Source organism: Desulfurispirillum alkaliphilum (genome assembly GCF_055378285.1).
In genome coordinates this window covers 42,530-57,113 of record NZ_AP042405.1, presented here as the reverse complement: position 1 = coordinate 57,113, position 14,584 = coordinate 42,530, and the positions used below count along the sequence as shown (strand labels likewise).

Genomic DNA, 14,584 nt, shown 5'->3' with positions numbered 1-14,584 from the left:
TTTTTTCTGGTTTTACGTATACAGAATGCTCACAAGCAAGGAGAACACCAATTTCATGAATGCACAGCAGGTTCGCCAACAGTTTCTGTCCTATTTTGAGTCGAAAGGGCATAAGGTCGTTGCATCCAGCGGTCTGATCCCCTTTGATGACCCGACACTCCTTTTCACCAACGCGGGGATGAATCAGTTCAAGAATATTTTCCTCGGCAATGAGAAGCGTGACTACAACCGTGCGGCGACGGCGCAGAAGTGTGTGCGGGCCGGAGGAAAACACAATGATCTTGAGAATGTCGGCGTCACGGCACGTCACCATACGTTTTTTGAGATGCTGGGGAACTTCAGCTTTGGCGACTATTTCAAACGCGAGGCCATAGAGTATGCCTGGGAGTTTATCACCGAGGTCATGAAGCTCGACCGGAGTCGTCTGTGGGTCAGCGTCTTCCGCGAAGATGATGAGGCTTTCGCCATCTGGCGCGACCACATTGGAGTGCCCGCCGAGCGGATTCTGCGCTGTGGCGAAAAGGATAATTTCTGGCAGATGGGGGAGACGGGTCCCTGCGGCCCCTGCTCGGAAATTCACTACGACCAGGGGCCCGATGTGCCCTGCACCGAAGGTGGCCCCTGCGGGGTGGAGTGTGAGTGCGATCGCTATCTGGAGATATGGAACCTCGTGTTCATGCAGTATGATCGCCAGCCCGACGGCACCCTGGTTCCGCTGCCCAAACCCTCCATTGACACGGGCATGGGTCTTGAGCGCCTGGCGGCGGTCGTGCAGGGTGAGACATCCAATTACCATACTGACCTTTTTCTGCCACTGCTGAACCGGATTGCGGCGGACTGCGGCATGACCTATACGCGATCGGCCAGCCATCAGGATGTGTCCATGCGTGTCATCGCCGACCACTTGCGGGCCAGCACGTTCCTGATCAGCGATGGTGCCATTCCCTCCAATGAGGGGCGCGGTTATGTTCTGCGACGTATCATGCGCCGGGCCATGCGCCACGCCAATCAGCTGGGAAAAAAAGAACCCTACATGTACTCCCTGGTCTGTCTGATGGAGGAACACTATGGCGAAGCCTTTCCCGAGATTGTCAAGAATCGCGCCATGGTGGAGGAGATCATCTATCAGGAAGAGCGGCGCTTTGCCAACACCCTTGATCATGGTCTGGCAATCCTGGAGGATATGGTCGCCGGGCTGCAGAAGTCCGCTCAGGTTGCCCTTGACGGCCAGAGTGCCTTCAAGCTCTATGATACCTATGGTTTTCCCCTCGATCTGACAGTGGATATCCTGGAGGACCGGGGCATCACTGTTGATGAGGCGGGATTCTATGCCGCCATGGAGGAGCAGAAGGTTCGCGCCAGGGCTTCGTGGAAAGCGGTGGCCTCGGTGACCTCAAGCGAAGATCTTCGTCTGATCGAATCCCGCCATCAGCAGGAGTTCAGCGGTTACGATTTCCTGAGCGCCAAGGCGAGTGTGATTGGTCTCCTTGATCTGCAGGAGAACTCGCTTTCCCAGGTGCGTGCCGGTGAGGAGGCCTGGCTCCTTCTCGATAAGACACCCTTCTACGCGGAAAGCGGAGGCCAGGTGGCTGATACCGGGGTGGTTGCCACCGATGGTGGGGATATCTTCGAGGTTCGTTCTGTGCGTAAGTCCATTGGTGGTCTGCACCTGCATCGCGGTGTGGTCAGCCAGGGCAGATTCAGCGCCGGGGATGCTGTGACGGCGACGGTGAATTCCCGCCGTCGCCGCAATATCACCCTGAACCACTCTGCTACCCACCTGCTCCATGCGGCTCTTAAAAGCACCGTGGGGGAGCATGTGCGTCAGGCGGGCTCCCTGGTGGAAGATGGCAAGCTGCGCTTTGACTTCACCCACTGGAAGGGACTGACACCCGAGGAATTGCAGGGGGTTGAAGATCAGGTCAATGCTCAGGTTATGGCCAACCATGCGGTGCGCAAGGAGCTTATGACTCTCGATGACGCGGTGGCCCGTGGAGCGACGGCGCTCTTTGATGAGAAGTACGGTGACGATGTGCGGGTGATCACCATGGGTGACTACAGCATGGAACTGTGCGGGGGGACCCATGTGGATGCCACGGGGCAGATTGGTCTGTTTAAGATTCTCTCCGAGTCGGCCATTGCCGCCGGTGTGCGCCGGATTGAGGCCACTACCGGGCCGGGCGCGCTGCAGGTGGTTCGCGACCTGCAGAAGACGGTCGGCGATGCGGCCCGCATGCTCAAGACGCGTCCGGAAGAGCTGTGTGCCAAAATAGAGAAGCTGCTTGAAGGCAATCGGCAGTTGGAGAAACAGCAGCGCGAGCTGCAGGAAAAAATGTCGGCCCGCGAAACTTCAACCCTGCAAGAGCAGGTGGAGGAGGTCTCCGGAGTCAAGGTGCTTCTGCAAAGCTTTGAGGGCAAAAGTGTCGAGGAGCTGAAGCAGATCGTGGACAGCACCAAGCATCAGCTGGGTGAGGTGGTTGTCGCCCTGGCCAGCGTGGTGGACGGTAAGGTACTTTTCGTGGTGGGTGTCAGTGAGGCACTGAGCCAGAGGGTCAGAGCCGGTGATCTGGTCAAGATTCTTGCGACAACCTGCGGTGGTGGCGGTGGCGGCAAGCCGACTTTTGCCCAGGCCGGTGGCCGAGAGCCAGGCAAAATTGCTGAAGCCCTGCAGAAGGCGCGGGAGCACCTGGTGGCAGGATTATCCTGACGCTTTGATGGGGCAAGGGGAGTAGCGGAGTTTCCTGGGAAATTCCGTTGCTTTTTCCTTTGTTTCACGTTAGCTTATCTTTGAATTTTTGTCGGTCAGGTGCCCTGTGACGAATGGTAATAGATTAGAGGAGTTGCGTGACTCCATAGATGCGATTGACGATAAGCTGTTAGAGCTGCTTAACAGTCGGGCTGAGCTTGCCGTGCAGGTGGGCAAGTACAAGTCGGGCAATCCTTCAGAATTCTACGTTCCCTCCCGTGAAAAGCAGATTTATACCCGCCTGTTGCGGGAAAACCCCGGTCCCATTCCCGATGAGGCTGTGCGGGCAATTTTCCGCGAGATCATCTCAGCGTGTCTCAACCTTGAGCAGCCGCTTACCATCGCCTTTCTTGGTCCTGAAGCGACTTTTACCCATATTGCCAGCATGGAACACTTTGGTCAGAGCGCCCGTTACCTGGCCTCTCCCAGTATCCGGGATGTCTTCTCTGAGGTTGATCGCGGGCGGGCGCACTATGGCGTGGCGCCCATTGAGAACTCAACTGAAGGGGTCGTGAACTATACCCTTGACTGCCTGGTGGAGACCGATCTGTCTATCTGTGCCGAGATCGAGCTGGGGATCACCCATCACCTGATGAGCACCAGTGGCAAAATGGAAAACGTCAAGCGGGTCTATTCGCACCCCCATGCCATTGCCCAGTGTCGGCAGTGGCTGGAACTCAATCTTCCCGATGTGGAGCTGGTGGATATTACCAGCACAGCGCGGGCGGCAGAGATTGCCAGTGATAATGATGACGCGGCAGCGATCTGCTCCGAGCTGGCCGGTAAGCTTTATTCTCTGGTGCCGGTAATGCGGAAAATTGAAGACAAGACCAATAATTTCACGCGCTTTATCGTGGTGGGGAAAACGCGCACCAAGCGAAGTGGCAACGATAAGACCAGTGTGGTGTTTGGGTTGAGCCATGCCGTGGGCTCCCTGTACCACGCCCTGGAGATCATCTCGAAATTCCGCATCAATATGACCAAGATTGAGTCCCGCCCCTCCAAAATCAAAGCCTGGGAATACCTTTTTCACGTGGACCTTGAAGGGCACCGCGAGGATGAAAATGTGGCAGCCGCGCTGAAAATGCTGGAAGAGCGCAGTCTTTTCATGAAAATTCTGGGATCCTATCCCAAAAGTATACAGTCTGCAAAAGGTGAATAATGCTGGTTTCACAAAATGTTGAAGAACTGACCCCCTATCAGCCAGGCAAACCCGTCAAGGAAGTTGAACGGGAGCTGGGCATTCGCGACACGATCAAACTGGCCTCCAACGAAAATCCTCTGGGGGCTTCGCCAAAAGCCACGGCGGCGGTGCTTGCCATGGCCCATGAAGCCAACCGCTACCCTGAGGGCGGCTGTTACTATCTGCGCAAGAAACTGGCGGCGCTTCTGCAGCTGCAGGAAGAGAATCTGGTGTTCGGAAACGGCTCCAATGAGATCATTGAGCTGGTGATCCGCACCTTTGTGCTGCCCGGAGAAGAGATACTGTTCTTCGATCCCTCCTTTGCGGTTTATCCTATAATCGCCAAGGCGGCGGATCGGGATTTTCGCGCGGTGCCCCTGCGCCAGAACAGCTTTGAAATGAATGTGGACGATATGCTGGCGGCCATCGGTCCCAGAACCAAAGCGCTCTTTATTACCACACCCAACAACCCTGTCGGCAATTACATTCCCCATGGGGAGCTGGTGCGGCTGATCAGTGCCACGCCTGCCAATGTGCTGGTCTGCGTTGATGAGGCCTATGTTGAGTATGCCACGGAAGGTGACTGTCGCACGGTTATCGACCTTGTTCTTCAATACGAAAATCTGCTGATTATGCGCACTTTCTCCAAGGCGTATGGATTAAGTGGTTATCGCATTGGCTATGGTGCGGGTTCACCGAAAATTATCAATTACCTCAATAAGACGCGTCAACCCTTTAACGTAAACCTTCTGGCGCAGACAGCAGCGGAAGCGGCTCTGGATGATCGAGAATTTCTGGATGCCAGTGTCGGGAACAACAGCCGGGAGATGCAGCGCATTGTGGACTGCATCAGTCTGCTGGGGCTGACCCATGTGCCTTCCCAGGCCAACTTTATCCTGATTGATACCCTGGGGCCGGGGCGTCCGGTTTTCGAGGGCCTTCTGCGCGAAGGCGTGATCGTTCGCCACATCCCCCACCCGATGATCGCCAACTTTGTTCGGGTCACCGTTGGAACCCCTGCTGAGAACAGCATATTCCTGGAGAAGTTTGCCAAAGTCCTGAGGCAGGAAGGACGTCTGGCGAACTAAATGGAAGTCATTGAGCGCTGTGCCATCATCGGTTTGGGATTGATCGGAGGCTCTTTCGGGGCCGCTCTGAAGGAGCACGGTCTGGCACGCCACATTACCGGTATCGACCGCTGCGAGCAGACGCTTCGCCAGGCCATGGGGTCCGGTATCATTGATGGTTCGAGCACGGTGGTGGCAGGAGCACTGGCAGGCTGTACCCATATCTTTGTGGCGACACCTGTTGGCAGTTTTGATGTGGTTTTTGAGCAGCTGTCCCAGCATGCTGAGGCCTCCGCGCTGGTTGTGGATTTTGGCAGTGTAAAGGGAGAATTGAGTATGCGGATGCATCGACGTTTTCCCCAGCTTAACTATATCCCTGCACACCCCATTGCCGGCAGTGAGAGAAGCGGTGTCGGTGCTGCCAGCGCGAGTCTGTTCCGTAACCGTAAATGGATTATCACGCCACTGCCCCAGACCCCGTCAGTGCAGTTGTCGGAATTGCGTCAGCTCCTGCTGGCAGTGGGGGCAGTGCCGGTGGATATGGACCCCATGGAGCACGACCGGGTGTTTGCCGCGGTCAGTCATCTGCCCCATATGGTCGCCTATGGGCTGGTGGGGTCTATTGCCGCCATGGAAGATGCCTGGAACCTGCCCCTGAGTCGCTATCCCGGTGCGGGGTTTCGTGATTTTACCCGAATCGCGTCCAGCGACGAGACCATGTGGGCCGATATCGCTCTGGCGAACAAGGCCGAGATTCTGGAAAGCATGGAGCTCTTCCGGGAGTCTCTGGAGAAGATCAGACAAGCCATCGCCTGCGAAGACCGCTCAGCTTTACTGGAGAGTTTTCGCGGCGCCAGGGAGTACCGTGACGCCATTGTCAGACATATGGAGGAAGCCAATGCTTAAGGGAACCATCGCCGTTGCTTCGGACAAATCCATCACCCATCGCGCCATCATGTTTTCTTCCCTGGCGCAGGGTCAGTCCATTATTTCCAACCCCCTGATGGGTGATGACAATATCAGTACCTGCAAGGCATTTCAGGCTATGGGCGTGGATGTGCAGCTGGTGCATAATGCCATTATTATCAACTCTCCCGGCGTGGATGGTCTGCGGGAAGCTGAGGATGTGCTGGACTTCGGCAACAGCGGCACGACGACCAGGCTGATGCTCGGCATTCTTTCAGGGCTCCCCCTCTTCAGCGTTATTACCGGTGACCAGTACCTGCGGAAGCGTCCGATGATGCGTGTCATCGACCCGTTACGGCAGATGGGGGCCCGCATCGATGGCCGTGATGGTGGGCGTTTGCTGCCAGCCAGCGTGCGTGGTGGTGACCTGCAGGGCATCACCTATCATTCGCCAGTGGCTTCAGCCCAGGTGAAAAGCGCTCTTGTGCTGGCGGGAATTTTTGCCAGGGGTACCACGGTTGTCAGCGAGCCGGAGATCTCCCGCGATCACACCGAACGTATGCTTCCGTTCTACGGTGTTGGCGTGAAGGTAGAAGGCAAAACCGTTTCTGTTACAGGTGGGCAGCGCTTTGAACCGCGGAATATGGAAGTTCCCGGCGATATCAGCTCTGCTGCGTTCTTCCTGGTGGCCGCGTCTGTTGTGCCGGGCAGCCAGGTGACCCTGTCCAACGTGGGCATCAATCCGACGCGCACCGGAGTGCTGGACATATTGCAGCAGATGGGGGCTGACATCAGGCTGGAGAATCAGCGTCTGGTGTGTGGGGAGCCGGTATGTGATATCGTCATTACCCATGCGCCCCTTGAGGCGGCCCATATTTTCGGGGAGATGGTTCCCCGGCTTATCGATGAAATTCCGGCGCTGGCTGTGGCCATGTGCTTTGCCAGAGGCAAAAGTATCGTCAAGGATGCCAAGGAGCTGCGGGTCAAGGAGACGGATCGCATTGTCACGACCCTGGCGAATCTGAAGGCCCTGGGGGTTGAGGTTGAAGAGTACGAGGATGGTTTTGCGGTTACCGGGAACCCTGATTTTCAGCTGCCCTCTGGGGTGACTCTCGACTCCTACGGAGATCATCGCATCGGTATGAGCGCGTATTTATTCAGCCTCCTGCAGAGAAATATCATCGTGGATGGCATGGAGTGTGTTTCAGTCTCATTCCCCAACTTCCAGAAGTTTCTGGCTCAGCTGCAGCGGGGAGGGGATCAGTGAAGATTCGCATTGCCCTTGATGGTCCAGGTGGCTCGGGCAAGAGCACCATGGGCAAGCGGCTGGCAAAGCAGTACGGCTTTACCTATGTGGATACTGGAGCCATGTACCGGGCCACGGCTCTGTATTTCGACCGCAATGACATTGTTCTGGAATCCCTTGATGATGATCAGTGTGCACGTGTAATGGACGATATTCACGTCTCCTTCGCCTGGGCCGATGATGACCAGAGGGTGTTTCTGAACGGAAGTGATGTGTCCGCTGCCATTCGCACTTCCCGTAACTCCCTGCTGACCTCACGGGTGGCAAAGCTGCCCGTGGTGCGTCGGGCGCTGGTGGCTCAGCAGCAGGCAATGGCCAGGCAGCAGAGCGTTGTGATGGATGGCAGAGATATCGCGTCTGTGGTCATTCCCGATGCGGAGCTGAAAATCTATCTTGAGGCTTCACCAGAAGTGCGGGCGCAGCGACGCATGGAGGAACTGGAGGCTAAAGGAGAGTCCCTGCCCTTCGAAAAGGTTCTGCAGGAGATTCATCAGCGCGACCACGAAGATATGAACCGTGAGCATTCCCCGCTGGTAAAAGTTGCCGAGGCCATTGAGGTGGATACGTCGTCTATGGATGCCGACATGGTGTTCAGAACACTCTGCGATTACGTGGATGCTCTCTTGCGGGAGCAGTCTGCGGTGGAGACAGGGGGGTAACCATGGAAATCGTACTGGGGAAATACGGAGGCTTCTGTTTCGGCGTCAAGCGCGCGATCCAGCTGGCGTTTGAAAAGGGTGAGCGGCATGATGGCTCCATATACACGCTTGGCCCGATTATTCACAATCCTCAGGTTGTTGAAAAACTGGATTCCCTGGGGGTCAGGGAAGTCAGCGATCTCGACGAGGTTGCCAACCCTTCAGAGAGTGCTGTTATCATCCGCTCCCATGGAGTTGGCCCCCAGGTATACGACCGGGCTCTTGCCATGGGGGTTGCCGTGGAGGACGCCACCTGCCCTTACGTGAAGAGAATCCACAGCATAGTTACCGATCTCGTGGCCCAGGAGTACCAGGTTCTCATTGTGGGTGAACCTGATCACCCCGAGGTGGTGGCCATCAAGGCGTATGCCGGTGAGCATGGAGTGGTGGTGGAACACCCATCAGATCTGGAGAGTATCAAACTGGCACGGAAAACGGGTGTTGTCGCGCAGACGACCCAGTCTCAGGAAAAGTTGCAGCAGATTGTCAGCGCTTTGCTGGCAAAGCGCAACAGCGAGGTGCGCATCTTTAACACCATCTGCGATGCGACAGATGTCCGCCAGAAGGAAGCGGTGGAAATTGCCAGCGGTTCCGATGTCGTGCTGGTCATTGGTGGGCGCAAGTCCGGAAATACAAACAGGCTGGCGGAAATCTGCATCGGGATTCAGCCGGATACATATCATATTGAAACGGCGGCTGAGCTGCAAACTGAGTGGTTCCGGGGCAAACAGCGGGTTGGTATCACGGCCGGTGCCAGTACGCCGGACTATCTGATCAGTGAAGTCATAGAAGTCCTGCAAAGAATTTCCAGGGAAAATAGCGGGAAGACCTAAAAGGTATTCCCTTTTGCATAGATTTTTTGTATGTATGCAGTAAGAAACAAGGAGTAGAGGGTATGATGGAAAACGATTACAGGCTGCCGGATGAATCTTCAGAAGACTTTGCTGCCATGCTTGAAGAAGATATGCGTCAACGGGAAGAGTCAGGACGCATTGTTCAGGCCACGGTTGTGCAGAAAAATGATTCAGAGATTCTGCTGGATATCAATGAAAAAGTCGAGGGCGTTGTCCAGCGCTCCGAGTTCACTGATGAAGAGTTCGAGCGCCTGAAAACGGGTGATACCTTTGAGGTTTTTAATACGGGTCGACGTGAGGACAGTGGTTTTATCCGCGCCAGTAAACAGAAAGCTGACCAGCGTCGTGGCTGGGACGACATTGTTGCCGGTTTTGAAGAGGGCAGACTCTTTGAGGGAACTATAGTTGATGTCGTGAATCGCGGCTTTACCGTGAATATTAATGGTGTGCGTGCCTTTTTGCCGCTCTCCCAGGTGGATCTGCGCCAGGTGCGCGACAATCCCGAGGAGATGAGAACCTATGTTGGGCTGACAGGTCAGTTCAAGGTGATTAATGTCTCTCCGAAGCGTCACAATGTGGTGGTTTCACGCCGAGCCCCTCTGGAAGAAGAGAAAAACAAGGCCAAGCAGCAGCTTATCGAAAAGCTGGTGCCTGGAAGCCTGCTGACTGGGCGGGTCAAGAATATTACGGAATACGGGGTCTTCATCGACCTGGGTGGTTTTGACGGGCTTCTGCATATCACGGATATCTCCTGGGGCCGTGTCTCTCACCCGTCTGCGGTATTCAGCGAGGGCGATGAGGTGGAAGTGGTTGTGCTGGACTTCAATCCTCAGAATGAGCGGGTATCCCTCGGGTATAAGCAGAAATCCGATGACCCCTGGAATAACATTGCCGAGCGCTGTGAATGCGGAACGGTCGTCAAGGGCAAAGTGGTCAGCTTTGTGGATTACGGAGCCTTCGTGGAGATTGAGCCAGGGATCGAGGGCCTGATCCATATCAGTGAGATGAGCTGGACGAGTCGCGTTCGCTCACCTTCCCAGGTATTGAAGATCGGTGATGAAGTAGAGGTCCGCATACTGGATATTGATTCCGAGAATCGTCGCCTCTCCCTGAGCCTCAGGGCGGTACGTCCCAATCCATGGGATGTCGTGGGTGAAAGATATCCGGTGGGTACCGTGGTAAAGGGCAAGATCAAGAACATCACGGAGTTCGGTGCTTTCCTCGGCCTTGATGAAGGTGTTGATGGTCTGATCCATATCTCCGATATGTCCTGGTCCCGCAGCAACCATCCCAGCGAAATCGTCAAAGTTGGCGATGAAGTGGAAGCCAAGGTGCTGGCCTTTGACCGTGAGAAAGAGCGGCTGAGCCTTGGTCTGAAGCAATTGGAAGAGAATCCCTGGGATGTCGTTGAAAAGCAGTTTCCCATTGGGAGCAGGGTCAGTGGTACCGTGGTGAACCTGACCGATTTTGGCGCTTTCGTGAAGCTGGAAGATGGCGTCGAAGGGTTGCTGCATGTGTCTGAGATTTCCCATGATCGCATTGAGCGGCCCTCCGATGTGCTTTCTGTCGGTCAGCAGATTGAAGCTGCCGTGATCAAGATGAGCAAGGAAGATCGCCGTATCGGACTGAGCATGAAGGAAGTCGGCGAAGGTGGAGCGGAATCGGCATCTGAATAGAAACGATGTAAAGCAGAAGGCAGGACGCATGCGTCCTGCCTTTTTTTATTATGCGCGCAAAAAATTTTCGCCAGGGAAAATTTTTAGTAAACTCCTCTGGGATTCTGCCGATAAGAACAAGGAAGAGGATATTCATACGTTCATCTGAACACACAGGAGGCTGTCATGGGAGGCGTTAATTTTCAGGGCTTGTCAGGGCTCCCCATGGGCGAGTTGATGGATAAAATGATGGAAGTTCGCGGGCAGACCATGAATCGGCTGCTGGATAACCGTGAGCTGGTCCAGATCAAGAAAAACGCCTTCATGGATGTCAATAATGACATGATGACCCTGCGTAACCAGCTGCTGGAGTTGAACCTGCGCAGCACCTACTACAACCGCAGCGTCAGTTCGAGTAATGAAGCCCTGGTGAGCGGTACTGCTGAATGGAATGCCGCCAAGACCTCCCATACCGTGGAGGTGATCCAGGCAGCCAAAGGCGCTTCCGCCAGCAGCTACTACACGCGCTCGGCGATTTCCGAAGCGGTGGTCAAGAACACGACGAACGTCAATGCGGTTTCTTCGTATTATGAGGGCATGCTCAGCGGCAAGCATGATATTCTCATTGAACGCACCGGGACAGATGAAGGCTATGTCATTGCAACCAATCGCATTACCCTCGACAATAAGCCCACCATGCAGGCTATTATGGGCACGGGCATTTCTGCGACAGCAGCGGGAACCCATGGCACCATAGCCAACGAAATCACAGCCGGCAGCACCCTGGAGCTGAATGTCAATGGAACCACGGTGACCGTGACCATGGAAGATGGTTTCAGTGCCGGAACCACCCTGGCGACGGTGTCCAATGTGATTGACACCAAGATCAACGACGCGCTCAATGTGGCCAACGGCACTATTGATCAGCGATATGTTGCCGTGGGCGACTCCGGTTACTGGGGGCGCGGCGGGGATGCCCGCAGTGGTCTGGTGATCTACAATACGGCACTCTCTACCAGTGAGTCCCTGGATATTGTCGGTGGTTCGGCGTTGAGCGCTTTGGGCCTTGATACAACACAGAAGAATACGGTGAATCATATAACCAAGAGCACAGCGGTGGCCTATGCCGACGCGGCGGATGTGGATGCTGCCTTTGCCACCCTGCGGACCCAGATGGGCGAATCCTACTCTGAGGGCCCGCCCCCTTCCTTTAACAGCATCATGGATGGTGCCATGAACTTTCAGCTCAAAAGCGGTACCACGCTGCAGGAAGGTTCCATGCGCATTATCACCGGTACTGAGCTGCGTCTGGGCGAGGACTCCCATTCACGGGTGACCGGCAGTAACGCCATTGGTACAATCGATACTTCCAAAAAACTTTCCGAGGCAGGATTTACGAACTTTAACAGCAGTGGGGTGCAGGGCGTATTCACCATCAATGGCGTGAAAATCGATCTCCTGAAGCGTCCGGAAAATGCTGATCCCAGTGACCCCAATCCCGACCCCACTGTAAACGAGATGCTGGCAGCCATTAACAGTTCCGGGGCCGGCGTTACGGCCTCCTTTGACGGGCAGCGTTTCTACCTTACCGCCAACGAGCCTGGCCAGGGGACGATCAAGGTCGGGGACACCGGAGATACTTCCACGTTCCTCAGTATGGCAGGCCTGACGGTTCCCGCCGGGGCCACCCAGAAGTCTGGTGCCATGAATCCGGCAGCTGATCCGACCCTTGTGCCCACTGGTCTGGGGATTCGCACCGGTATTTTTACTATCAATGGGGTGAGTATTTACGTGGACTCGGCCAAGGATAGTCTGAATTCCATTATTGATAAGATCAATAATTCCGGAGCTAATGTCATTGCCACCTATGACACGGCTTCCGACAGCTTTCATATCACCAGTAAGCTGCGGGAGGGGCATTCCAACCAGAACTATATTGTCTTTGGCTCTGAGAATGACACCAGCAACTTTTTGCGGCAGATGAACGTGATTGAGCATGATCCTGCGGTATCCCTGACCAATGGCTATCCCATGGTCACCTATCAGGGGGAGAGGGGGCAGGACGCCCTTATTCGTTACGATGGGGTGCTCTACACGAAAACCGTGAACGATATCAAGGGGATGCCTGGTGGGGTGAACCTCAATATTAAAGGCCCGACCCAGGGTGCCGTGACGCTGAGCGTTGGCGGGGAGACGGACACCGCCCTTGATCGCATTGCGACCTTTATCGCAAATTACAATACGCTCATGGATCGGATAACTCCATCCCGCTTGACCGATGAGCAGAAATCCTACCTGAAGCCCCTTTCCAACGAGAAAATGCAGAGCATGACGTTTGCCGAGCAAGATCGCTATATGGAATACTTTGAGCTCTATAATAAGCAGGAGTACATTCGCAAGAGCAGCGAGTCGCGCTCTATTGCGGCCACATTGCGGCGCATTATGACCGATTCCTATGGTGAGGTGGGCTCCTCTGTCCGTAGCCTGGGTGATATCGGTATTGAAATCGCCGGTAAGGATGACTACTCGGTTCTGCAGAAGGGCATGCTGCTGATGAACTCCACCGATAAGGATGAGATCAAGGCTGCCCTCAAAGGCAACACCACATTTATGAATGCGCTCGAAAACGACGAGGAGGCTGTGTACAATCTCTTTGCCCAGGAGGACAGTGAAGGCAACCCCATTGGTATCGCCCGGCGTCTCAATGAGGTCGTTTCCGAGTATGTATTTGCAGGCGGCATGATTCACAACAAAACCCGCACGGGGGGCTTTATCGACAACGAGCTGGATCGAATTAATCGCTCCATAGCCAGCGAGCAGCGCAGCCTGCAGGCCTATGAGAATGCGTTGAAGCGGCAGTTTGCCTCACTGGAGAGTCGTATCTCCGACATGCAGTCACAGAGCGCTGCCATAGCAAGCATTGTGTCACCTGGTCAGTCATAATTTTTTTGTTTTTGCTGACGGTGTGAAGGAACCCCTTGAATAATCAGAAAAAAGATGTAATATGGAATGAGGTATGTCATGTCTGCACGAGATCCTTACAGCGCCTATAAGCAGAACGAAATCCAGGGAGCTTCCCAGGGAAAGCTGATCATCCTCATGTATGATGGCGCCATTCGTTTCCTGAAGCAGGCATGTGTGTATATTGAGAAGAAAGACATCAATGGCGCACATGAAAACATCATGCGGGCAGAGAATATTCTGGCCGAATTGATGAACACCCTGAATATGGATGCCGGAGAGGTTGCCGATAACCTGCTGAGGCTCTATGAGTTTATGTTGTGGCACCTGATTCAGGCCAACAAGGACAAGGATCAGCAAAAGGTCGAGGAAGTCATCTCGATGCTTGCTGATTTGCGGGGGGCCTGGAATCAGATAGTTCACGGCCAGGCTGGCGAGCTCTCGAAGCCCGAAAAAAGCGACAAGACCACCAGGGCCGACGCCCCTGACGCAGGGGAGGGCGGTCATAAAAAACTGAATATCTCACTGTGATCAGTGAAACATTTCAAGGAGGAATGCCATGAACGTCGAAGGACTTGGTGGCGGCGGTCTGCGGAAGTCAGTTGTCAGGCTTCCTGATGATGACCGGGCTACCGCAAAGAAAACTGACGATTCTGCGGCAGGGAGCAGGCACGGAGCAGCCATTAAAGACGAAATTGCTGTTGAAAACCGCTTGGCGGGAATGTCAACTATTCGTGATGTGGATATCGCCAAAAGCCTGCTGGAAAACACCATCAAGGATATTGTATCCAATGGCAGGCAGGCCCTTGACGCCTATAGGGATGCCTCCGGCAGCAGCCTGAGTAAACTTCTGTAGGTGTTCGGATAGCAAGGAGGCTATTATGATAGAAGGTTTTGCAGCTGCGGCATCGCAATATCAGCAGGGCCGCATTCAATATGACTATCAGATGCGAGTTGCCAAGCTCTCCCTTGACACCATGAAAGATTCCGGTCAGGCAATGGTGAAGATGCTGGATGAGCTTCCGGTAGCCCGGGTGAGTTCCACAAGTGTTGACGTCTACGCCTGATAGACAGACTTATATTGTAATATCTTTAAAGAGCAGGATCTGCTCTTTTTTTTTGTCCGGTGATCGGGAATTTGATTTTGTCTTATGTCGTTTCTCTGTTATATTTTATAATTGTATCAACGTGTTCATGAAACCTTTTCT

12 protein-coding genes are annotated in these 14,584 nt (G+C 54.5%); all 12 read left to right on the top strand.

Translation table 11 applies throughout. From position 1 onward, the window contains the following. The first annotated feature begins 55 nt into the window (after positions 1 to 55). The 12 genes from alaS to ACZ46I_RS00215 all read left to right on the top strand — a co-directional run bounded on the left by alaS (position 56) and on the right by ACZ46I_RS00215 (position 14,443). Positions 56 to 2,707, top strand: a complete 2,652-nt coding sequence (gene alaS / locus ACZ46I_RS00270) for an alanine--tRNA ligase (protein ID WP_464281058.1) — start codon at positions 56 to 58, stop codon at positions 2,705 to 2,707. Between the two features lie 106 nt (positions 2,708 to 2,813). Then, positions 2,814 to 3,908 (top strand): prephenate dehydratase, encoded by a 1,095-nt coding sequence (gene pheA / locus ACZ46I_RS00265; protein ID WP_013505353.1) that lies wholly within the window; start codon positions 2,814 to 2,816, stop codon positions 3,906 to 3,908. Beyond that, the gene (gene hisC, locus ACZ46I_RS00260; protein WP_226508684.1) at positions 3,908 to 5,017 is read left to right on the top strand and encodes a histidinol-phosphate transaminase; all 1,110 of its coding nucleotides are present in this window, start codon (positions 3,908 to 3,910) and stop codon (positions 5,015 to 5,017) included. The genes pheA and hisC overlap by 1 nt, the downstream gene beginning before the upstream one ends. Next, positions 5,018 to 5,902, top strand: coding sequence for a prephenate dehydrogenase (locus ACZ46I_RS00255; protein WP_013505355.1), 885 nt, complete (start codon positions 5,018 to 5,020; stop codon positions 5,900 to 5,902). After that, entirely contained in the window at positions 5,895 to 7,169 is a 1,275-nt protein-coding gene (gene aroA, locus ACZ46I_RS00250; RefSeq protein WP_041725911.1) for a 3-phosphoshikimate 1-carboxyvinyltransferase, read from the top strand. Before ACZ46I_RS00255 ends, aroA begins: the two co-directional genes overlap by 8 nt. Beyond that, positions 7,166 to 7,867, top strand: a complete 702-nt coding sequence (gene cmk / locus ACZ46I_RS00245; RefSeq protein WP_464281057.1) for a (d)CMP kinase — start codon at positions 7,166 to 7,168, stop codon at positions 7,865 to 7,867. Before aroA ends, cmk begins: the two co-directional genes overlap by 4 nt. 2 nt (positions 7,868 to 7,869) lie before the next feature. Further along, a complete protein-coding gene (locus ACZ46I_RS00240; RefSeq protein ID WP_464281056.1) occupies positions 7,870 to 8,739 on the top strand; it encodes a 4-hydroxy-3-methylbut-2-enyl diphosphate reductase in 870 nt (289 codons plus the stop codon). Positions 8,740 to 8,801: 62 nt separating this feature from the next. Next, the gene (locus ACZ46I_RS00235) at positions 8,802 to 10,436 is read left to right on the top strand and encodes a 30S ribosomal protein S1 (protein ID WP_013505359.1); all 1,635 of its coding nucleotides are present in this window, start codon (positions 8,802 to 8,804) and stop codon (positions 10,434 to 10,436) included. Positions 10,437 to 10,601: 165 nt separating this feature from the next. Further along, positions 10,602 to 13,358: a flagellar filament capping protein FliD gene (gene fliD, locus ACZ46I_RS00230; RefSeq protein WP_464281055.1), complete on the top strand. Its 2,757-nt coding sequence runs from the start codon at positions 10,602 to 10,604 to the stop codon at positions 13,356 to 13,358. A gap of 78 nt (positions 13,359 to 13,436) precedes the next feature. Further along, a complete protein-coding gene (fliS, locus tag ACZ46I_RS00225; protein ID WP_013505361.1) occupies positions 13,437 to 13,907 on the top strand; it encodes a flagellar export chaperone FliS in 471 nt (156 codons plus the stop codon). 28 nt (positions 13,908 to 13,935) lie between these two features. After that, complete coding sequence (locus ACZ46I_RS00220; RefSeq protein WP_464281054.1) at positions 13,936 to 14,232, top strand: hypothetical protein; 297 nt, start codon at positions 13,936 to 13,938, stop codon at positions 14,230 to 14,232. Positions 14,233 to 14,257: 25 nt separating this feature from the next. After that, entirely contained in the window at positions 14,258 to 14,443 is a 186-nt protein-coding gene (locus ACZ46I_RS00215) for a YjfB family protein (protein ID WP_013505363.1), read from the top strand. Positions 14,444 to 14,584: the final 141 nt, after the last annotated feature.

Bases quoted from the DNA above. Each gene is read 5' to 3' on its own strand.
- alaS (WP_464281058.1), top strand. From the start codon at position 56: ATGAATGCACAGCAGGTTCGCCAACAGTTTCTGTCCTATTTTGAGTCG.
- hisC (WP_226508684.1), top strand. From the start codon at position 3,908: ATGCTGGTTTCACAAAATGTTGAAGAACTGACCCCCTATCAGCCAGGC.
- ACZ46I_RS00255 (WP_013505355.1), top strand. From the start codon at position 5,018: ATGGAAGTCATTGAGCGCTGTGCCATCATCGGTTTGGGATTGATCGGA.
- aroA (WP_041725911.1), top strand. From the start codon at position 5,895: ATGCTTAAGGGAACCATCGCCGTTGCTTCGGACAAATCCATCACCCAT.
- ACZ46I_RS00240 (WP_464281056.1), top strand. From the start codon at position 7,870: ATGGAAATCGTACTGGGGAAATACGGAGGCTTCTGTTTCGGCGTCAAG.
- ACZ46I_RS00235 (WP_013505359.1), top strand. From the start codon at position 8,802: ATGATGGAAAACGATTACAGGCTGCCGGATGAATCTTCAGAAGACTTT.
- fliD (WP_464281055.1), top strand. From the start codon at position 10,602: ATGGGAGGCGTTAATTTTCAGGGCTTGTCAGGGCTCCCCATGGGCGAG.
- fliS (WP_013505361.1), top strand. From the start codon at position 13,437: ATGTCTGCACGAGATCCTTACAGCGCCTATAAGCAGAACGAAATCCAG.
- ACZ46I_RS00220 (WP_464281054.1), top strand. From the start codon at position 13,936: ATGAACGTCGAAGGACTTGGTGGCGGCGGTCTGCGGAAGTCAGTTGTC.
- ACZ46I_RS00215 (WP_013505363.1), top strand. From the start codon at position 14,258: ATGATAGAAGGTTTTGCAGCTGCGGCATCGCAATATCAGCAGGGCCGC.